At 35.8% G+C, this 20,301-nt stretch carries 25 protein-coding genes; 19 read left to right on the top strand and 6 right to left on the bottom strand.

The window, feature by feature from the left end; genetic code table 11:
• Positions 1-20: 20 nt before the first annotated feature.
• Positions 21-671, bottom strand: coding sequence for a GTP pyrophosphokinase (locus AABL52_RS05730; protein WP_000456213.1), 651 nt, complete (start codon positions 669-671; stop codon positions 21-23).
• 391 nt (positions 672-1,062) lie between these two features.
• Here AABL52_RS05730 and AABL52_RS05735 point away from each other — a divergent pair, with 391 nt between their 5' ends.
• The 3 genes from AABL52_RS05735 to AABL52_RS05745 all read left to right on the top strand — a co-directional run bounded on the left by AABL52_RS05735 (position 1,063) and on the right by AABL52_RS05745 (position 3,510).
• Complete coding sequence (locus AABL52_RS05735; RefSeq protein ID WP_341519695.1) at positions 1,063-1,647, top strand: nitroreductase family protein; 585 nt, start codon at positions 1,063-1,065, stop codon at positions 1,645-1,647.
• 145 nt (positions 1,648-1,792) lie between these two features.
• Positions 1,793-1,942: a 50S ribosomal protein L33 gene (gene rpmG / locus AABL52_RS05740; RefSeq protein ID WP_001265617.1), complete on the top strand. Its 150-nt coding sequence runs from the start codon at positions 1,793-1,795 to the stop codon at positions 1,940-1,942.
• A gap of 71 nt (positions 1,943-2,013) precedes the next feature.
• Positions 2,014-3,510 (top strand): YcdB/YcdC domain-containing protein, encoded by a 1,497-nt coding sequence (locus AABL52_RS05745; RefSeq protein WP_341519696.1) that lies wholly within the window; start codon positions 2,014-2,016, stop codon positions 3,508-3,510.
• A 207-nt stretch (positions 3,511-3,717) separates the two neighbouring features.
• On the opposite strand, the gene AABL52_RS05750 is transcribed toward AABL52_RS05745, so the two are convergent.
• The gene (locus AABL52_RS05750) at positions 3,718-4,476 is read right to left on the bottom strand and encodes a hypothetical protein (RefSeq protein WP_341519044.1); all 759 of its coding nucleotides are present in this window, start codon (positions 4,474-4,476) and stop codon (positions 3,718-3,720) included.
• A gap of 187 nt (positions 4,477-4,663) precedes the next feature.
• Between AABL52_RS05750 and sigK the strand changes: the two genes are divergently transcribed.
• Both sigK and AABL52_RS05760 read left to right on the top strand, forming a co-directional pair.
• Positions 4,664-5,377 carry an RNA polymerase sporulation sigma factor SigK gene (gene sigK, locus AABL52_RS05755; RefSeq protein ID WP_000051382.1) on the top strand — a complete coding sequence of 238 codons (714 nt, stop codon included), beginning with the start codon at positions 4,664-4,666 and terminating at the stop codon, positions 5,375-5,377.
• Between the two features lie 290 nt (positions 5,378-5,667).
• On the top strand, positions 5,668-6,456 hold the full coding sequence (locus AABL52_RS05760; RefSeq protein WP_001254990.1) for a phosphatidylserine decarboxylase: 789 nt from the start codon (positions 5,668-5,670) through the stop codon (positions 6,454-6,456).
• 148 nt (positions 6,457-6,604) lie between these two features.
• Here the strand turns inward: AABL52_RS05760 and AABL52_RS05765 are convergent, their stop codons facing one another.
• Positions 6,605-6,760, bottom strand: a complete 156-nt coding sequence (locus AABL52_RS05765; protein WP_000850097.1) for a sporulation histidine kinase inhibitor Sda — start codon at positions 6,758-6,760, stop codon at positions 6,605-6,607.
• A 247-nt stretch (positions 6,761-7,007) separates the two neighbouring features.
• Between AABL52_RS05765 and AABL52_RS05770 the strand changes: the two genes are divergently transcribed.
• From AABL52_RS05770 to AABL52_RS05805, 8 genes are all read left to right on the top strand, one after another.
• Positions 7,008-7,520 carry a YqeG family HAD IIIA-type phosphatase gene (locus tag AABL52_RS05770; protein ID WP_000765308.1) on the top strand — a complete coding sequence of 171 codons (513 nt, stop codon included), beginning with the start codon at positions 7,008-7,010 and terminating at the stop codon, positions 7,518-7,520.
• Positions 7,521-7,523: 3 nt separating this feature from the next.
• Positions 7,524-8,630 carry a ribosome biogenesis GTPase YqeH gene (gene yqeH / locus AABL52_RS05775; RefSeq protein ID WP_131934065.1) on the top strand — a complete coding sequence of 369 codons (1,107 nt, stop codon included), beginning with the start codon at positions 7,524-7,526 and terminating at the stop codon, positions 8,628-8,630.
• Between the two features lie 15 nt (positions 8,631-8,645).
• Positions 8,646-9,479, top strand: a complete 834-nt coding sequence (gene aroE, locus AABL52_RS05780) for a shikimate dehydrogenase (protein WP_098259073.1) — start codon at positions 8,646-8,648, stop codon at positions 9,477-9,479.
• 5 nt (positions 9,480-9,484) lie between these two features.
• Positions 9,485-9,778 (top strand): ribosome assembly RNA-binding protein YhbY, encoded by a 294-nt coding sequence (yhbY, locus tag AABL52_RS05785; RefSeq protein WP_000955226.1) that lies wholly within the window; start codon positions 9,485-9,487, stop codon positions 9,776-9,778.
• Positions 9,779-9,913: 135 nt separating this feature from the next.
• A complete protein-coding gene (gene nadD, locus AABL52_RS05790) occupies positions 9,914-10,483 on the top strand; it encodes a nicotinate-nucleotide adenylyltransferase (protein WP_340421196.1) in 570 nt (189 codons plus the stop codon).
• Complete coding sequence (gene yqeK / locus AABL52_RS05795; protein WP_061677275.1) at positions 10,473-11,042, top strand: bis(5'-nucleosyl)-tetraphosphatase (symmetrical) YqeK; 570 nt, start codon at positions 10,473-10,475, stop codon at positions 11,040-11,042. The genes nadD and yqeK overlap by 11 nt, the downstream gene beginning before the upstream one ends.
• On the top strand, positions 11,039-11,395 hold the full coding sequence (gene rsfS, locus AABL52_RS05800) for a ribosome silencing factor (RefSeq protein WP_000653203.1): 357 nt from the start codon (positions 11,039-11,041) through the stop codon (positions 11,393-11,395). Before yqeK ends, rsfS begins: the two co-directional genes overlap by 4 nt.
• Positions 11,392-12,141: a class I SAM-dependent DNA methyltransferase gene (locus AABL52_RS05805; protein ID WP_000873065.1), complete on the top strand. Its 750-nt coding sequence runs from the start codon at positions 11,392-11,394 to the stop codon at positions 12,139-12,141. Before rsfS ends, AABL52_RS05805 begins: the two co-directional genes overlap by 4 nt.
• 171 nt (positions 12,142-12,312) lie before the next feature.
• On the opposite strand, the gene comER is transcribed toward AABL52_RS05805, so the two are convergent.
• Positions 12,313-13,140 carry a late competence protein ComER gene (comER, locus tag AABL52_RS05810; RefSeq protein WP_001020549.1) on the bottom strand — a complete coding sequence of 276 codons (828 nt, stop codon included), beginning with the start codon at positions 13,138-13,140 and terminating at the stop codon, positions 12,313-12,315.
• A gap of 77 nt (positions 13,141-13,217) precedes the next feature.
• Between comER and AABL52_RS05815 the strand changes: the two genes are divergently transcribed.
• The 3 genes from AABL52_RS05815 to AABL52_RS05825 all read left to right on the top strand — a co-directional run bounded on the left by AABL52_RS05815 (position 13,218) and on the right by AABL52_RS05825 (position 16,774).
• Positions 13,218-13,817 carry a helix-hairpin-helix domain-containing protein gene (locus AABL52_RS05815; RefSeq protein WP_002073075.1) on the top strand — a complete coding sequence of 200 codons (600 nt, stop codon included), beginning with the start codon at positions 13,218-13,220 and terminating at the stop codon, positions 13,815-13,817.
• Between the two features lie 63 nt (positions 13,818-13,880).
• Positions 13,881-14,438, top strand: a complete 558-nt coding sequence (locus tag AABL52_RS05820) for a ComE operon protein 2 (protein WP_000439781.1) — start codon at positions 13,881-13,883, stop codon at positions 14,436-14,438.
• 14 nt (positions 14,439-14,452) lie between these two features.
• Positions 14,453-16,774 carry a DNA internalization-related competence protein ComEC/Rec2 gene (locus tag AABL52_RS05825; RefSeq protein WP_341519045.1) on the top strand — a complete coding sequence of 774 codons (2,322 nt, stop codon included), beginning with the start codon at positions 14,453-14,455 and terminating at the stop codon, positions 16,772-16,774.
• Positions 16,775-16,803: 29 nt separating this feature from the next.
• Here AABL52_RS05825 and AABL52_RS05830 read toward each other — a convergent pair whose 3' ends face one another.
• Positions 16,804-16,938 carry a YqzM family protein gene (locus tag AABL52_RS05830; protein WP_000997609.1) on the bottom strand — a complete coding sequence of 45 codons (135 nt, stop codon included), beginning with the start codon at positions 16,936-16,938 and terminating at the stop codon, positions 16,804-16,806.
• A gap of 347 nt (positions 16,939-17,285) precedes the next feature.
• Between AABL52_RS05830 and holA the strand changes: the two genes are divergently transcribed.
• Positions 17,286-18,296, top strand: coding sequence for a DNA polymerase III subunit delta (gene holA / locus AABL52_RS05835; RefSeq protein ID WP_341519046.1), 1,011 nt, complete (start codon positions 17,286-17,288; stop codon positions 18,294-18,296).
• A gap of 83 nt (positions 18,297-18,379) precedes the next feature.
• On the opposite strand, the gene rpsT is transcribed toward holA, so the two are convergent.
• Complete coding sequence (rpsT, locus tag AABL52_RS05840) at positions 18,380-18,637, bottom strand: 30S ribosomal protein S20 (RefSeq protein WP_001274014.1); 258 nt, start codon at positions 18,635-18,637, stop codon at positions 18,380-18,382.
• 181 nt (positions 18,638-18,818) lie between these two features.
• On the opposite strand from rpsT, the gene gpr reads away from it, so the two are divergent.
• Both gpr and AABL52_RS05850 read left to right on the top strand, forming a co-directional pair.
• Positions 18,819-19,922 carry a GPR endopeptidase gene (gene gpr / locus AABL52_RS05845; RefSeq protein ID WP_341519047.1) on the top strand — a complete coding sequence of 368 codons (1,104 nt, stop codon included), beginning with the start codon at positions 18,819-18,821 and terminating at the stop codon, positions 19,920-19,922.
• Positions 19,922-20,284: a DUF3679 domain-containing protein gene (locus AABL52_RS05850; RefSeq protein ID WP_141524218.1), complete on the top strand. Its 363-nt coding sequence runs from the start codon at positions 19,922-19,924 to the stop codon at positions 20,282-20,284. The genes gpr and AABL52_RS05850 overlap by 1 nt, the downstream gene beginning before the upstream one ends.
• Positions 20,285-20,301: the final 17 nt, after the last annotated feature.

Genomic DNA, 20,301 nt, shown 5'->3' on the forward strand with positions numbered 1-20,301 from the left:
TTCTCATTGGAGAGAACCTTTTATAGTGGTAACATAATTTGATTTGAGCATGCTTCGATATCATCAATATCTTGGCGGATTGTTGCCATTTTATTATCGAGGTCTTCAGCTTTCATTGCTGCATCATGTAGTTCATCTTTTAAATACTCAGGTATTTTCCCTTCATATTTATAATAAAGTTTATGTTCTAAACTTGCCCAAAAGTCCATAGCAAGTGTACGTAACTGAATTTCTGCAAATACATCTTTTGTACCAGAATTCAGTGATAAAGGATATTTAATAATCATGTGTAAACTTTTATATCCGTTCCCCTTTGGGTTAGCAATATAATCTTTTACCTCTATGATTTCCATATCTTCACGTTTTTGAATGACTTCTTTTAAATGATAAATATCTTCTACGAAGCAACATGTAATACGAATGCCGATGATATCTTGTAAATGTGTTTGGGCATTTTCAACTGTCGGTAATAAATTTTTACGCTCAAGCTTTTTAATGATACTTTCAGGTTGTTTTAATCTTGTTTTTATATGTTCAAACGGGTTGTAGTCCTCTAAAAATTGAGCTTCCCGGTTCATAATTTCAAATTTAGTTTTTAACTCTTCTAAAGCAAATGTATATGGTAGTACAAAAGCTTTCCAGTAGTTAACTGTTGATTGATTATATTCCATTTATATACACACCTTTTCCTATTTACAAGTGAGGTTGTTATTATACTAAATACCAAAGCATATAAGCGCAAGCAGCAAATGATGAGATCATAAAACGATATTTAGTTTTCATACTTTCAACTCCTTTCGAGTAAGATTCTATATGAATAAACGTGATTGTTAATAAATTCACTATGTACAATTCTTATAGTAATAGATTCGTGTGAATTTCGTATGAACTAATTGTTTCAGATTTTTGTCTTTTTTTTGTAAATCATCATTATTATCCATAATTTAAAGTGTTTTCATTTGATTTATTTAATTGTATAAATTAATGTATATTTGAATTTATGGTTATTGAGGAGGCTATACGGTGAACTTTGAAGAATTGGCAATTGCTAGACGTTCTGCAATGAAATTTGTACAAGGAATAGAAATCCCAGATGAGGACTTTAAAAAAATATTTGAGCTAACAAAGCTTTCTCCATCTTGTTACAATTTGCAACATACGCATTATGTTGTAATTCGTGATCAAGAGCGCAAAGAAAGATTAAAAGACTTAGCCTTCGGACAATATAAAGTATCGAGCGCATCTGCGGTAATACTTGTTTGTGGTGACAAGAGAGCATACCAAAATGTCGAAAATATTTATTTCGGTATGAAGGTTTTAAAGATGATTGATGAATGTGAATACGAAGATACAATTAGGCAAACGAAAGGGCTATATGAAGGAAAAGGAGAACGCTTCATGGAAGAGGAAGCGATTAGAAATGCTTCGCTAAGTGCGATGACTTTTATGTACGCATCTAAACATTATGGATATGATACGTGTCCAATGATCGGTTTTGATGAAAAAGCAGTACAAAGTGAATTAAATATGCCGGAGCATGTAGTACCTGTTTTAATGATTACGATAGGAAAAAGTGATACTACTAAAACTCGCCCACGAGGATATAGAAAACCAATTAGTGAGTTTGTTACATATGAGACATTTTAATAAGAAGTATAAAGTACTAAAAATAAAAGGGTTCTATTTAGAACCTTTTTGTTTTGCAATTGACAAATAGAATGAAGTTATATAATATTTAAATCGTAATCATTACGTTTTAGTTTGCGATCTTTAAACGAAAGGAGAATGACATATGCGTGTAAATATTACACTAGCTTGTACGGAGTGCGGTGATCGTAATTATATTTCCAAAAAAAATAAGCGAAACAATCCAGAGCGCATCGAACTAAAAAAATATTGTCCACGATTAAAACGAGTAACGTTACATCGTGAGACGAAGTAGAAGACTAGAGATATCTCTAGTCTTTTTTGTTTGTTATAATTACCTTAAATTGTAATAAAGGGAGCGGTATGATGAATCCAAAAGATAAAGAAAGAAAAGAGCAAGTGGCTCATATGATTGACATTCCAGATGATTATAGGCTTGTTGTAGATGATCAAGAAGGCGTGGATGACCCATATCATCTATTATGGTGGGAACATAAAGCGGATGAGGGGAGAACAATACAGATTACGTTGAATAGACATACTGGTAATTTAATTGACTTTAGGATAGAGGAGGAAAAAGCTGTTTCGAGTGGTGAGGAAGCGATAGAGGAGACTAAAGCAAGAGAGATTGCAAATGTATTCTTAAAAAAATATACAAAAGAAGGATATGAATTTTATACATATGTAACTGTTAAGGATGACAGACGCGGTTGGAAAGAAGTAAATTATATGCAAGAAGTGAAGGGCTATCCACTGCCGAATACAGGGTGTGTCGTACGAGTTCGTCCTTCAGGTAATGTTGTGCATTTTCGTTATAATGGACAAAAAGCTATCGAGAAAAAACCGTTGTGGCCAAATGAAATCGTTGAGGAGAACGTCGTTTTAGAAAATTTGAAAGCTAGACAAGATATGAGACTTGTATTTGTAGATTTAACACACTCTTCATGTGAGTATGAAAATGGAGAAGAAGTAAAAGGGTACCACCTTGTATATGAACCAGAACCTAGTCGTGCGTTTATTAATGTAAGTACAGGTAAAGATTTATTTGGTCCCGATCATTATAAATTGCCTTCAACTGTAGCTGTTGAAAAACCGAAAAAAGGTAGCCGGCAAGATGATATATTCGATTTGTTTGACTGGAATAAAGAAAATTTTACAAAAGTAGCTGAGACGGAAAATGATGATGAAATAAGGATGAAATTTGTTCTGAAAGAGGAATTACAGAAACAGAAAGAAGAAAAGAATCCATATTTAATGAATGAATTTTTTAAAAAGCATTTACCGATGTTAAAATATAATAATTTTGTTTGCATTATGATTGATAAATCTACCAATGGATTAACTGGTTTTATAAAAATGACAGACGATAAAGAAGTAAAGAAAATACTGTCTAGAGAGGAATGTTTACAAAAAGCACTTCAATTTTTGGAACAAGTTATTCCGGATGTCACACAATATCTACGTCTTTGGGAAGAACGTGAAGAAGCAGAAGATGGGATTGAAAGATTTACCTTTTCCGTATATGTGAATGGTATTCCAGCAGAGCATAAGCAATTTATGATCAACATCAATACAGAAAATGGAGCGGTGATGCATTATTCAGGAGAATCTAGCAACTTTATAAAAGAATTGCTCATATATGAAACAACACCAAAAGTAACAAAGGAAAAAGCGTTAGCAATATACATAGGGGCCATGCGAGTTCATTTAGAATGGTTTTTAGAAAATGACGTAGAGGAAACGAACTACGAACTACTGTATAAACAAACGACAGATGAAAATCATAAAGCCCCTTTCGACTATAGTCGGAAAATTCGTTATATTGATGCGCATACTGGGGAGAAAATTTGGAGCGAATATTAGTAAAAGCCAATCGATACGTATCGATTGGCTTTTACTATGTTCTTAGAATTATTTATCCCGCTTTAATGGGCAGTAAGACCCCCACCTGAAAATTCAGCGAAAGCAAAGAAGTTAGGTGGGGGATCAACTGCCCATAAAAGTCCGATTGGTTCAACTAATAATCAGTGGGGGATGAAGAAAAACCCCACTGATTAAAGTTTCACTTTATTAATTGCCGTTAAGTGGTTGAAGAATACCATCTTGAGCTTTTGACCACTCATATAAATTCCCATCGGATCCTACTGCGAAATTGAAAGCGCGTTGATGTTCACCGTCACCACGTGTGTATAAAACGTCATATAGCTTAATGCCATTTACTGTGCCGATTAGTTGGTCTTCCGCAGAGACGTAATGAATGTCAGCTGATCGAGCTCCCATTCTTTTTTCTAGAACTCTTACAGCATCTTCACTTGTGAATGTAATAGTATCAGTTTGTTTATTTGGTTGTTTAGCTGGTTCTTGCTCTTTTTGTATATTTTTCGATTCTGCTTCAGGCTTTGTATTATTTGTAGCTGTTTCGTTATTTTCAGTGTTTTTGTTGTTTTCGGTAGTTACGTTGTTCTCAGTTTTTGTATTGTTTTTAGGTGTTGCATTGTTCTCAGTGTTTTTGTTGTTTTCGGTAGTAGTGTTGTTCTCAGTTTTTGTGCTGTTTTTAGCTGTTACGTTGCTTTCAGTTTTTGTATTAGTTTTAGGTGCTGTGTTGTTTTCAGTAGTTACGTTATTCTCGTTTTTTGCATTTTCCTCAGTGTTTACACTGTCTTCAGCTTTTGGGATATCTTCTGTTTTTGTGCTGTCTTTGGATGCTGCAGTATCCTGTTTAGTCGGCTCAGTTTTTGTGGACGAAGTTTGTTGTCCGCAAGCTGACAGTAAGAAAAAAGATAGTGTGAGTATTACTAGTTTTTTTATTTGTGAAGTAAAGTATTGCATGAAAACACCTCTTTCAAAATTTTGGAACCTTACATATTGTAATACATTGGAAAAAATATTCAAGATATGAAAGACTTATTTCGTTCGACAAAAAGCTAAGGATTCCATATTTATATCGTACAGACACAAACAACCTCACGCCCACATACACATAGTAAAGACCACTATTTTGGCGGAGGTGAAAGGTTTGAGTCTATTCGCCGCAATTGGATATATGGTTCGAGAAGTGTTTGTCTTTGTTTCTTATGTGAAGAATAATGCGTTTCCGCAGCCGTTATCATCAGACGATGAGAGAAAGTACTTAGAGTTAATGGAGCAAGGTGATGCTCAAGCGAGAAATCTGTTAATTGAACATAATTTACGGCTTGTAGCTCATATCGTTAAAAAATTTGAAAACACAGGGGAAGATGCAGAAGATTTAATTTCAATTGGTACAATTGGGCTTATTAAAGCAATCGAGAGCTATTCGGCAGGAAAAGGAACAAAACTTGCGACGTATGCAGCGCGCTGTATTGAAAATGAAATTTTGATGCATTTACGTGTACTGAAAAAAACGAAAAAAGACGTTTCACTTCATGATCCAATCGGGCAAGATAAAGAGGGGAATGAAATATCGCTTATTGATATATTAAAATCAGAGTCTGAAGATGTAATTGATATGATCCAGCTTAGTATGGAGTTAGAAAAGATTAAAGAGTATATCGATATTTTAGACGAACGAGAAAAAGAAGTAATTGTGAAGCGTTTTGGACTGGGGCTTGATAAGGAGAAAACGCAACGAGAGATTGCCAAGGCACTTGGTATTTCCAGAAGCTATGTATCAAGAATCGAAAAGCGCGCTTTAATGAAAATGTTCCATGAATTTGTAAGGGCAGAGAAAGAGAAAAAAGCGAAAGAATAATGTATATTACAAGCGGCCTTATTTTAAAATGGGCTGCTTTTCTTTTTGGAAATAAGGAAAGAAAAAGAGTTGTGTTCAGAAGAAATCTATGTTCACTGTTGAAAATGACGGATTCTATCTGTAATATTAGAGGGTGCTAAACAATTTAAGAATAATACCATACTTAGTTTTCTGCATGTATAATATGGCAGTTCTATATGATATGTGGGAATAAGAACCAATTTTACATATGATATAGAAGGAAAAGAAGGGGAAGCTAAAGTTATAGACTGATTAGGAGGTTTCGCAATTTGCGACGTACATTATATCGACTTATGATTGAACTTACAAATGGTCGTTTTACTTCTTATATATTACGTAAATTTGCACAATCTCGTTTGAGCTCTATCATTATTCCATCGTATGCGAAAGTTTTTCAAATTAATCAAGATGAGATGGAAAAGGGTTTGAAGGAATATAGAACATTGCATGAACTATTTACGCGTAAGCTAAAAGAAGGAAAGCGTAGTATTGATACAGATGCATTGAGTATCGTTAGTCCTGTTGATGGTGTTTTTGCTGATCACGGTCCTATTGAGGACACAAAAACATTTGATATTAAAGGAAAACGTTATTCAATTGTGGATATGCTAGGCAATGAAGAACGTGCACAGCGATATGCAGGTGGTACATACATGGTTATTTATTTAAGCCCAAGTCATTATCATCGTATTCATAGTCCGCTTTCTGGTTCCGTGACTGAAAGATTTGTACTTGGTAGAAAATCATATCCGGTAAATGCAGCTGGTATGGAATACGGGAAAGAGCCATTGTCAAAAAATTATCGCTCTGTTACAGAAGTAAATAGTGACGGTGAACATATGGCGCTTGTAAAAGTAGGAGCTATGTTTGTTAATAGTATTGAGCTGCTGCATGAAAGAGACACTGTTCAAAAAGGTGAAGAAATGGCATACTTTACATTTGGTTCAACAGTTGTGTTATTGTTTGAAAAAGATATGATAGAAGTAGTGCAGAATTTGAAGAGTGGACAAGAGCTTCGTCTTGGTGAAAAAATTGCTACTCGATTGGCTCATAAGTAAAGAAAACATTTTATAACTGTAAGTAAGAGTTGTGGACAAAGATGCTTAATGATGAAATTCCCTAGATGGGAGTACTTGTTTATTCGAGAGCCATCGCAGGATGGCTCTTTTTACAAGTTAGCTAGTTAAAATTTCACTTTATATGTAATCAAGACGATTTGACAAGCTTGTCCTCTAATGAGCGTCTAATCATTTCTTGTTTTATTAGTAAAATGAAGTCGGGATTTAATTTTAGTTCTTTTGCTTTATAATAAGACTCAGTGAGTAACTCAGTAGATAACTGTTCCATATGTTTTGTTTTCAAGGTGAGTCACCTCCTAATAATTTAAGGATTGATTCGTTGTTGCATTTAATGTACCAAAAAAATATGACAGTCACAAACGAGTGGTTATCCACATACCTAGGTGGATAAAATGTGTATAGATTGTTAGTAAATTCCAAATTAACTGAAAGATTAATGTGGAAAATGTGTACAATTTTATCCACAGGTCATATATCGAAATATGTTGTCGAAAAATTTTTATGAAAACTCCTCAAAGAGGTGAAAGAAATTGAAGCTATTTTTACCAAATGAATATGTGAAAAATGTATATCATGTTCAACCAGAAGATTTGAAAAAACGTGGAATTAAAGGTGTCATTACTGATTTAGATAACACGTTAATTGAATGGGATCGTCCAAATGCAACGCCACAACTTGAAGAATGGTTTTTGAAAATGAAAGAGCAAGGCATTCAAGTAACGGTCGTTTCAAATAATAATGAGCAACGTGTGAAAGACTTTGCTGATCCATTAGGTATTCCGTTTATTCATAGTGCGCGCAAACCATTTGTTCGCGCATTTAAGCGTGCGATACAAGAGATGCATCTGCAACCAGATGAAGTTGTAGTAATTGGAGATCAGTTACTAACGGATGTTTTAGGTGGAAACCGAGTGGGACTTCATACGATTTTAGTTGTACCGGTAGCACAAACGGACGGATTAGTAACGCGCTTTAATCGAAAAATTGAACGAAGAATTATGAGAAATATGAAGAAAAAAGGTTTAATTAACTGGGAGGAATAAAGTTTGACTGAAACAATTAAATGTATTGGTTGCGGTGTAGAAATTCAAACAGAAGATAAAAATGAAGTAGGATATGCTCCTGCTTCATCTTTAGAGAAAGAACAAGTAATTTGTCAACGCTGTTTTCGCTTGAAGCATTACAACGAAATTCAAGATGTATCATTAACAGATGATGACTTCCTACGTATTCTAAACGGAATTGGAAAATCAGATGCATTAGTAGTTAAGATTGTAGATATTTTTGATTTTAATGGTAGCTGGTTACCTGGCTTACATCGTTTCGTGGGAAATAATAAAGTATTACTTGTTGGAAATAAAGCTGATTTAATTCCTAAGTCAGTAAAACATGATAAAGTAAAGCATTGGATGCGCTATAGTGCAAAGCAGCTAGGATTAAAGCCGGAAGATGTCTTTTTAATTAGTGCAGCAAAGGGACAAGGGATTGCTGAGCTGGCAGATGCTATTGAGTATTACCGCGGCGGAAAAGATGTTTATGTTGTTGGATGTACGAATGTAGGAAAATCAACATTTATTAATCGCATGATTAAAGAATTTAGTGATGAGACTGAAAATGTAATTACAACATCTCATTTCCCAGGAACAACACTTGATTTAATTGATATTCCGTTAGACGAAGAATCTTCTTTATATGATACGCCGGGTATTATTAATCACCATCAAATGGCTCATTATGTTGGAAAAGAAAGCTTAAAGCTTATTACACCAACAAAAGAAATTAAGCCAATGGTGTTCCAATTAAATGAAGAACAAACATTATTCTTCAGTGGATTGGCACGTTTTGATTATGTAAGTGGTGGTCGTCGTGCGTTTACTTGTCACTTCTCGAATCGTTTAACAATCCATCGTACAAAGCTTGAGAAAGCAGATGAATTGTATAAAAATCATGCTGGAGATTTACTAAGCCCGCCAACACCAGAAGAATTAGAAAATATGCCAGATTTAGTGAAATACGAATTTAATATTCGTGAACCAAAAACGGATGTTGTATTCTCTGGATTAGGATGGGTTACTGTGAACGAACCGGGAGCAAAAATTGTTGCACACGTACCAAAAGGAGTAAGTGTTTCATTGCGTAAATCTTTAATTTAATATGGAGAGGGATTTATGAAACAATTATATGGTGTAATCGGAAATCCAATTGGACATTCATTATCACCCGTTATGCATAACGATGCATTTGAACACTTGAATATGGATGCCCATTATCATGCATTTCTTGTTAAAGAGGAAGTGCTAGGGGAAGCAGTAAGAGGTTTAAAAGCATTAGGTATTTCAGGATTTAATGTAACAACTCCGCACAAAGTTGCTATTATGGATTATTTGGATAAGATTGACCCGCTAGCAAAGCAAATTGGTGCAGTAAATACAGTGGTTCATAAGGATGGAAAATTGATTGGCTACAATACAGATGGAATTGGTTTTGTCCGAGCACTGCAGTCAATTAGTAGTGAACCGCTTCAAGAGAAACGTATTTTATTGCTTGGTGCAGGTGGTGCTAGTCGAGCTATTTATTTTTCTCTTGCTGATGTAGGTGTGAAAGAGATTGATGTAGCTAATCGTACAGTAGATAAGGCGAAAGAACTTATTGCTTCGTGTACGGCTACTGTTCATTCTGTTGCTTTATCGCTAGAAAAAGCAACAGAAGAACAAGGAAATTATGATATTATCATTCAGACGACAACAATAGGTATGCATCCACGCGTTGAACATACGCCATTACAAATTTCTTCGTTAAAAAAAGGAACGATTGTATCAGATATCATTTATAATCCATTTGAAACGAAAATTTTATGTGAGGCAAAAGAGCAAGGCGCAGTGGTTCAAAATGGTATTGATATGTTTGTTTATCAAGGAGCGCTTGCATTTGAAATGTGGACAGGGTGTGTACCGAATATCGATAGAATGAAACAATTAGTTATAAGAAAGCTTGGAGGCTAACATATATGTTAACAGGAAAACAAAAAAGATTTTTACGTGCACAAGCACATCATTTAACACCAATTTTTCAAGTAGGAAAAGGCGGAGTAAATGAAAATATGATTAAACAAATTGCAGATACTTTAGAAGTTCGTGAATTATTTAAAGTAAGTGTGCTACAAAACTGTGAATTCGATCGTCGTGAAGTTGCAGAAGAACTTGCACAAGGCGCACGTGCTGAAATCGTTCAAGTAATTGGAAGTACGATTGTTTTATACAAAGAATCTAGAGAAAATAAACAAATTAAACTTCCACGATAAAAATAGCATACGCTATTTTTATCGTTAGTGTGTAATGATGTAGAGAGCGAAACCAATTGAACTTTTATTAACAGTGAACTCTCTTCGAATAGGAATGAAGAGAGTTGCTGTACGTAAAAGGAAGGGGCGTTTCTTTTGAGAAAAATTGGCATCATTGGCGGTACATTTGATCCGCCACATTATGGGCATTTGCTAATTGCAAATGAAGTATATCATGCTTTGAATTTAGAAGAAGTATGGTTCTTACCGAACCAACTTCCACCGCATAAACAAGGGCGGAATATTACAAGTGTAGAAAATCGCTTGCAAATGTTAGAGCTTGCGACTGAGGCAGAGGAACATTTTTCTATTTGTTTAGAAGAGCTAAGCAGGAAGGGCCCATCTTATACGTATGACACTATGTTACAATTGACGAAGAAGTATCCGGATGTGCAGTTTCACTTTATTATTGGTGGAGATATGGTTGAGTATTTACCGAAGTGGTATAACATTGAAGCGTTACTCGATCTTGTGACGTTTGTTGGGGTTGCAAGACCTGGTTATACATTGCGTACACCTTATCCTATCACTACTGTGGAAATTCCGGAGTTTGCAGTTTCTTCATCTTTATTGCGTGAGAGATATAAAGAGAAGAGAACATGTAAATATTTACTTCCTGAAAAAGTACAGGTGTATATCGAGAGGAATGGGTTGTATGAATCGTGAGAAGGCACTTCATATTGTCAAACAACAAATGCATGAAAAACGTTATATACACACAATTGGTGTAATGGAGACAGCAATTGAACTTGCTAAGTTATACGGTGTGGATGAAAAAAAGGCTGAAGTTGCAGCTATATTCCATGATTATGCGAAGTGTAGAGCGATTTCTGAGATGGAAGAGATTATTAAAAGTGAAGATTTGCCGAAAGATTTACTTTGTTATAACAAAGAGTTATGGCATGCACCTGTTGGGGCATACTTAGTAGAAAAAGAAGTAGGCATTACGGATCCTGAAATCCTGCAAGCTATTACATATCATACAAGTGGTCATGAGAACATGACGATGTTAGATAAAGTAATTTATGTAGCTGATTACATTGAGCCTGGGCGAAAGTTTCCAGGTGTGGAGGAAGCTCGTAAACTCGCATATATGGATATAAATCAAGCTTTATTATTTGCGTTAAAGCGAACAATTCAATTTTTAATGGAAAAAAATCAAACGATTTATCCATTAACATTCCAAACATACAACGCAGTTATCAAGGAGGAAATTAGTAAATGAAAGATAAAGATTTATTAGTATTAGCAGCAAAAGCGGCTGATGATAAGAGAGCAGAAGATATGGTTGTCCTAAATATGCAAGGTATTTCACCAATTGCAGATTATTTCATTATTTGTCACGGTAACTCAGATAAGCAAGTGCAAGCAATTGCACGTGAAATTAAATCAAAAGCACATGAGTTCCAAATCGACGTACAACGTATGGAAGGTTTTGACGAAGCACGTTGGGTATTAGTTGACCTTGGAGATGTAGTTGCTCATGTATTCCATAAAGATGAGCGTAATCATTATAATTTAGAGCGTCTTTGGGGCGATGTGCCGCGTGAAGATATTACAGACGAGCTAGACCAATGAAATACGAACAATTTGCATTGTTGTACGACGAACTAATGAATGATGTTCCTTATGATAAATGGGTGGAATTCACAGAGGAAAGTTTACAACAAGCGGATATGAAAGAGGCGAAGATTCTTGATGTAGCATGCGGTACTGGTAATGTAACACTTCCGCTTGTACAAAAGGGCTACGATTTAATCGGTGTCGATCTTTCAGAAGAAATGTTAACGGTCGCTCAGCAAAAACTAGGCGGAGAAGGACATTTTATTCCTTTTTACCAACAAGACATGCGAGAGCTTGATGTTCCGGGTGAGTTCGACTGTGTAACGATCTTTTGTGATTCATTAAATTATGTATTGCAAGAGGATGGAGTACAAGAAACATTTCGAAGAGTGTTTCACCATTTACGTCAAGATGGTTTGTTTTTATTTGATGTACATTCTTTATATAAAATACATCATGTATTTCAAAATGAAACATACACAGTGAATGGAGAAGAAATATCTCTTATTTGGAATTGCTTCCCTGGTGAAGAATCAAATAGTGTAGAACATGACTTAACATTCTTTGTTCAAGACCCAGAAGAAGATGTGTACCATCGTTTTGACGAATGTCACGTGCAACGTGCATATCCGGTTGAAGAGTTAACAAAATGGCTTGAAGAAGCTGGTTTTACAGTGCTTCGCGTGACCGGTGACTTTGAGCGACTTGAAGTTACAGAACAAACAGAGCGTATTTTCTTCATGGCGAAGAAAAACGGATAAAACAAAAGCAACCGAGAAGGTTGCTTTTGTTTTGTAAAGAAGATGTACTTTTCGTTCTAGCATAATAAGAAGATGATATACGTGAAGTGTGAAAATGCTAGTTTAAGTAAAAATGTAATGTGAAAAAGTAATTATTTATAAAAAGGATTTGGAATGACGATGACGTATTTATTATGTGTGTTTATTGAATTGCTGATCAACGCATTTTAAATCTTCATCAAATTTTTCGTGTGTCCGCTCAATTAATTTATGAAACATATCCCCAACATGTTCTTCTAAAACACGAATGCCTTCTCCTGTAACGCCGCCTTTAACACATACCTTTTCTTGTAAAGTAGGCAATGTGAAAATCCCTTTTTCAAGTAGTTTCCCCATTCCAACGACCATTTCACTTACTAAAGTAGTGGCTTCTTCATGTGTAATATTTGTTTTATCTACAGCAGCGTTAATGAAACATTGTAATAAATAACTAAAGAATGCAGGGCCGCAGCTTGCTATATCAGATGAAACGCGAGTTATATCTTCTTTTATTACAAGGGGAGTAGAAATGTTTTTGAATAGGCGAAATAGTTTCTGTTGCCACTCTTCAGAGCATTTACTTCCGAATGTAAATAGTGATGCGCCAGACAGGGCACGGTTTGTAATACTCGGAATGATACGGGCAACGTGGCAAGGTACAAGTGTCTCTAATTGTGATGGAGATATTGGACTTGTGATAGAAACTAAGCACTTTTCATCAGAAAAATGTTCAGCATATTTTTGTAGGATTGGGTATATATCTATCGGCTTTACGCAAATAAAAATAAGATGTGATCGTTCGATTACCTCATCGATAGTTTTGGCTATATGAACAGAAGGGTATTTTTCCTTTATATGATATGCTTTGGCGGGCGTTCGATTAATGATTGTAAGGCACGAAGGTTTGACAGCACGGGTTTCTAAAAATGCGTCGATTAGTATATTCCCCATGTTCCCTGTCCCTATAATTCCTATGTTCAATGTTTCATCCCTCCTTCGTAACAGCTTTCTCCTAAACAATATGAATGATGTTATAAATTTATGATTAGAGGTGAAAAATGATGTGGGATTTTCCGAAGAAATGGTTAGGGTTAGTAGCTATTATTGGAATTGTACTTTTTCTTCTTTTTTGGAAAACGAACCAGCATACAGAGCGGTCAGTCATTGCTACGGATGTTCAATCGAAAGAGATAGAGAAAAAAAGTAAACCGAAAATATCGGATACAAAAGAGCAGAAAAAAATAATTGTAATTGATATAAAAGGGGCTGTTGTTAAAGAAGGGGTGTATGAAATGAAAGAAGGGGACCGGGTCAAGGATGCCATTGAAAAGGCAGGTGGTTTTTTACCTGAGGCAGATAGGAAGAAGGTAAATTTAGCACAAATGGTACAAGATCAAATGATCCTTTATGTACCGAATAAAAACGAACAAGTGCAAGAAGCAGCTGCTGCCTCACAGGGAGAGGGGAAAGTTCAAATAAATGCAGCTTCTAAAGAGCAACTTGAAAAAATTACAGGCATTGGTTCTCGGAAAGCAGAAAGTATTTTAAAATATCGAGAGGAACATGGTCCGTTTCAGAAAATAGAAGATTTGTTAGAGATTGATGGGATCGGTGTGAAATCATTGGAAAAAATAAAAGATCAAATTATTATTCCGTAAAAGATTGACGAAGTTTTTCTTCATTCGCTACACTACAAGTAGACAAAAAAGTAGGTGAAAAAGATGGAACGAATTTCATGGGATCAATATTTTATGACGCAAAGCCATTTGCTATCTTTACGTAGTACATGTACAAGGCTTGCAGTAGGAGCGACAATCGTTCGTGATAAACGAATTATTGCTGGTGGATATAATGGCTCAATTAAAGGTGGCGTGCATTGCATAGATGACGGGTGCTACGTTATTGATAATCATTGCGTTCGTACAATTCACGCAGAAATGAATGCTTTATTACAATGTGCAAAGTTTGGTGTGAAAACGGAGGAAGCGGAAATTTATGTTACGCATTTCCCTTGTTTGCAATGTTGTAAGGCGATTATTCAAAGTGGTATTACGGCAGTTTATTATGCGCAGGATTATAAAAATCATCCATATGCAGTAGAGTTATTTGAAAAAGCGAATGTAAAGGTAAAACACGTTCCGCTAGAATATGATATTGCAGCATTAGAGGATCAAAAGCGTCATATGGAGTTAAAAGAACTATTTGCATCTTTAGAAAAAGAGAATTTATCGATGGAAGAATTACAGCATGTATTCACGAAAGCAAAAATGATGCTATAAGGAGTGAGTATAAGTTGCATGGACAATGGGGCTATGTTGCAATCTCATTTATAATAGGGATTGCAATTGCCTTTTCCACTTCAGTTTTATTACTGACTTGTTGTCTCGTTATGTATGTTTTCTTTTATTTATATCGTACTTCGCGTAAAACCTTTCTTTATTGTATGATAGCGTGCTTTAGCGGCGCTATGTACACTACGTATGTTCAAGGGCAAAACAAGCCTCTAGGAGAGTCCTACGAAGTTACAAGAGGGGTGATACATAATACACCTCTTATTAACGGGGATCGCCTATCATTTCAAATTGAAGATCAGAATAAAAATATAGTGCAGTTAAGTTACAAAATTAAATCAGCCTCGGAAAAGAAACAACTGCGACAATTACATGCAGGAGTATCATGTGTATTCGAAGGTGAGAGGAAAGAACCACCAATAGCTCGGAATTTTCATGGTTTTAATTATCGCGATTATTTGTATAAGCAAAATATTCATTTCATATTAGATGCTACATATATTTCTGAATGTCATAAAACATCGTTGTCACTCGTGCAATGGATTCTTCTTTTGAGACAACAAGCGATCTCGGGAGTTACAGAAATGTTTCCAGCGCAATCAGGTGCTTTTATGAATGCGTTAGTATTTGGTGATAGACAACAAATGACATTTGAAGTTGAAGAGCAATATCGGCAATTTGGTCTTGTACATTTGTTGGCGATTTCAGGATCGCATATCGTATTGTTAATGGTGATTGTGTATTTTATTTTGCTAAGAAGTGGTGTGACGAGGGAGGTAGCGACAGTATGTCTTATCTTTTGTATTCCTCTATATATGATTTTAGCAGGAGCGTCACCGTCTGTTATAAGAGCTTCTATAACAGGAGTTTTAATGTTGATTGCTTTCATATGTTCTATTCGTTTATCTAGCTTAGATGCTTTAAGTATCACAGCTATATGCATGCTTATATTTGATCCGTATCTTGTTTTTAATATTGGCTTTCAGTTTTCTTTCGTTGGTAGTTTCGCCTTGCTTTTGTCAGCCCCGCTTTTACTAGAGAGTAGTAATGGAGTGATCCGAAATTCCATTTATATTTCTCTTATTTCACAGCTCGTTAGTACTCCGGTTTTGTTATATCACTTCGGTTATTTTTCCCCATATAGTATTTTTCTTAATATCCTATACGTTCCCTTTTTATCTCTCATTGTATTGCCGTGTAGTATTATTATTTTGGTATGCATACCGATCGTCCCATTTCTTGCAAAAGGACTTGCGAATGTACTATCAATAGGTTTGAATCTTTCTAATGATTTTCTGAGTTATTGTGAAAATTTACCGTTTATTCGCTTCGTTTTCGGGCAAACGCCTTTACTTCTTGTAGCTCTATACTGCGCGAGTATTGTTAGTATATTGATGGTTTGGGAAAGGCGAGTGTCGAAGAAAATTATGTTCATAGCTTCGGGTATATTTCTTTTTGTTTGTACATGTCATTATGTATATCCGTATTTTCGAGAAAGTGGGAGTGTGACATTTCTTGATGTTGGACAGGGAGACGCAATATTAATTCGCCTCCCGTATGACAAAGAGATTTATCTTATTGATACTGGTGGAACAATTCGTGTAAATAAGGAAGAATGGCAGCGGAAAAAGCATGAATTTTCTGTTGGAAATGATATTTTAATCCCTTATTTACAAAAGGAAGGGATTAAAACAATCGATAAATTAATTATAACGCATGGAGATGCGGATCATATAGGTGCTGCGCAAGAGTTATTATCAAATATAACTGTAAAAGAAGTTGTATTTGGCCGAAAAGAACAAGAGGCGGTATTAGAAAAAGTGTTAAAGAAACAGGCATTAGAAAAGGAAGTGAAAATAAGTGAAATGGGGGAAGGGGAGAGTTGGAGCGTAAATGAGGCGGAATTTTTTGTGTTAGCTCCAACAGGAAAAGCAAGGAGTGAAAATAACGCTTCAATTGTAATATGGGCAAAATTAGGAGGGTTAACGTGGCTGTTTACAGGTGATTTAGAAGAAGAAGGAGAGAAGTTTTTAATAGCGACGTATCCAGATTTACGGGCGGATGTTTTAAAGGTTGCTCATCATGGGAGTAATACGTCATCTATAGCGCCTTTTTTGAGCGCTATACAGCCTGATGTAGCGATTATTTCTGCCGGTGAGCGTAATAGGTATGGGCATCCTCATAAGGAAGTTATAGAGCGCTTTGAGAAGATGGGGATTGAAATATGGCGTACGGATAAACAAGGCGCTATTTCCTATGTTTTTAAAGCGGAACACGGAACCTTTCGTAGCAAAATCACATATGATGAAACACATAATAGATAAAAAAGAAGACTGCCAGTAAGCAGCAGTCTTTAAGAACCGATAAATTTAATAACAGTTGCAATGATGAAAAGTGTTGCGAAAAAACCAAATGAGACGATAAATCCTACCCCTGAATCAATAGCGTCATTGCGTTTACTTTGAACGTTTTGTTCAAAATCATTCATTTAGAATCCCTCCCCAACATTCCACTTTAGTATAAAATATTGTCAGAAAAAAATCTACAATTTCCAGTGTGAAGAGAAATCGAGCGTTCTTACTACTTTTAGATCATGAAGGAACGTGAGTTTTTTGTTTCCAAGCATGTTAACAGTTGGCACTTATACTCGAATTTTTATTGTGAATAATAAAGGGAAGGTGATTACCGCACACCAATAGGAAACCCGGGACTTATTGCGTGGCGTTTAATATAAATAAAGGGACGGGTTATACAGCCTGTTCCTTTGTACTTGTAAAACGAAAGCTAGGGCATTAGTATAAATATATATTGCCAAGTTAGGGAGTAGGAAAAAGTATGAGTGATGTACATAAAAAGATTAAAAAGAAGCAGTTTGCTCCGTTGTATTTAGTGTATGGAACGGAAGCGTTTTTTATAAATGAAACGATAAAGCTTATTACAACAGAAGCGCTTGAAGAGGAAGATCGCGAGTTTAATGTTGTGACATATGATTTAGAAGAAGCGTATTTAGAAGATGTGATTGAGGATGCGCGTACGCTTCCTTTTTTTGGAGAACGTAAAGTGTTATTAATAAAATCACCACTATTTTTAACTTCACAAAAAGAAAAATTAGAGCAAAATATAAAAATTTTGGAAGAATATATTGGGGAGCCTTCTCCATTTTCTATTCTTGTTTTTGTTGCGCCTTACGAAAAACTGGATGAACGAAAAAAAATTACAAAACTATTAAAGAAAACAGCGGACGTAGTAGAAGCGAATGCAATGCAAGTGCAGGATGTTCAGAAGTGGATTGTTGCTCGTGCAGATGAAGTGCATGTGCATATTGATAATGCAGCTGTTAGTTTGTTGTTAGAGCTTGTGGGAAGTAATGTAACGATGTTGGCGAAGGAGATGGACAAGTTAACGTTATACGTCGGTATGGGCGGAGAGATTAGCCCAAAACTTGTTGTAGAGCTTGTGCCAAAATCGGTTGAACAAAACGTGTTTGCTTTGACAGAAAAAGTGGTAAAAAAAGATATCGCGGGTGCGATGCAAATTTTGGATGGATTATTTACGCAGCAAGAGGAACCCATTAAATTGCTTGCATTATTAGTAAGTCAATTCCGCTTGCTGCATCAAGTGAAAGAGTTACAGCAGCGTGGTTATGGACAAAATCAAATTGCGTCTCATATTGGTGTGCATCCATATCGTGTAAAGTTAGCGATGAATCAAACGAAGTTTTTCTCTTTTGAAGAATTAAAAAAAGTGATTATAGAATTAGCAGAAGCTGATTATAGTATGAAGACTGGAAAAATGGATAAGAAACTTGTGCTTGAATTTTTCTTAATGCGGTTAAATCATATGTGATGAAACAAAAAAGTTCACGTGCTTAGCACGTGAACTTTTTTGTATATAAAAAAACGATCCAAATGGATCGTTTTTTAAACGCCTTACGCGTTTACTTGTTTCGCTAAGCGAGATTTTTGACGAGCTGCAGCGTTTTGGTGGATAAGACCTTTACGAGCTGCTTTGTCAAGTTTTTTAGAAGCAGTTTTGAAAGCTTCTTTAGCATTTTCAAGATCGTTATTAGTAACTAAAGCTTCTACAGTTTTAACAGCAGAACGCATGTCAGACTTGATAGAAGCGTTATGTGAACGACGCTCTTCGCTAAGTTTAGCGCGTTTGATAGCAGATTTGATGTTTGCCATACTTTTCACCTCCCTGGTGCAATCGAATGACTCGATTCTTAACATAGAACAAGTGATATTCTATCAAACGGTGAAGAGAATTGCAATAGTATATCAATGAAATTTCACGTAAAGGAAAGAATGACCTTAAATAACTTTGGGAAATCTAACGATATTTACTATGAATTACGGAGGAGATACGATGAAAGAACCATTAGATTTAAGTAAATATAGTGTTAGAACTGACCTTGCTGTAGAGGCACATCAAATGCTGCAAGAGAGTCAAGAAGAACAAAAGGGGATACAAGGGGTTATTGTAAAAGAGAGGGAAGAAGAAGGTATTACCATTACGAAAGTAACGATTGATGAAATTGCCTCTGAATCGATGGGTAAAAAACCTGGGAGTTATTTAACGCTTGAAGTACAAGGTATACGTCAACAAAATACGGAACTGCAACAAAAAGTAGAGCGTATTTTTGCAAAAGAATTTTCTTATTTCTTAGAAGAGGTTGGTGTTACGAAAGAAGCGAGTTGTTTAATTGTTGGTCTGGGGAATTGGAATGTAACGCCAGATGCGCTTGGGCCGATCGTTGTAGAAAATGTATTGGTAACGAGACATTTGTTTCAATTGCAGCCTGAAAGTGTAGAAGAAGGGTTTAGACCTGTTAGTGCAATTCGGCCGGGGGTAATGGGAATTACAGGAATCGAAACGAGCGATGTCATTTATGGAATCATTGAGAAGACGAAGCCAGACTTTGTCATTGCAATTGATGCATTAGCTGCCCGTTCTATTGAACGAGTAAATAGCACGATACAAATTTCTGATACGGGAATTCATCCTGGATCGGGTGTTGGGAATAAGCGTAAGGAACTTAGTAAAGAAACATTGGGTATTCCTGTTATTGCGATTGGTGTTCCGACTGTGGTAGATGCCGTTTCGATTACAAGCGATACAATTGATTTTATTTTGAAACATTTTGGACGGGAGATGAAGGAAGGAAACAAACCTTCCCGATCCTTGTTACCAGCTGGATTTACATTTGGAGAAAAGAAAAAGTTAACAGAAGAAGATATGCCGGATGAAAAGAGCCGAAATATGTTTTTAGGTGCTGTAGGTACACTGGAAGATGAAGAGAAGAGAAAATTAATTTATGAAGTGTTATCTCCTCTTGGCCATAATTTAATGGTGACTCCGAAAGAAGTGGATGCTTTCATAGAGGATATGGCAAATGTAATAGCGAGTGGTTTAAATGCAGCCTTGCATCATCAAATTGACCAAGATAATACAGGAGCATATACACATTGATGGGAAGAGACGATAATCATTTAAGCCGCTTTTCGCTTTTGTGTATATGTAGTGCGGCCATATGTTTACTTATGATAATAGCAGGGGTGGCACTTGCTAATCATGGTTTGAAAAGTATGAAAGGTTATCAGCAAATGTCGTATGAACAAATCGCTCATATGACAGGAACAGAGGGTGCGGGTGCAGAATCAGAAATTTTGGGAGGTTCGTTTTCCGTTACCGAAAAACAAAAGCAATTAGAAAGCTTAAAGAGTTTTAATGTTGTAGAAGGAATTGGTATGGCAATAGCAAGTGCTACTTATGAAGTAACAAAGTTTGGAACGGATATAGTTATTGGGAAAGTGAAAGAGATTTTTAGTTAAGGGTAGCAAGAAGAACG

Origin of the sequence: Bacillus paramobilis, from assembly GCF_038096195.1 — a bacterium.
GTDB lineage: Bacteria > Bacillota > Bacilli > Bacillales > Bacillaceae_G > Bacillus_A > Bacillus_A mobilis.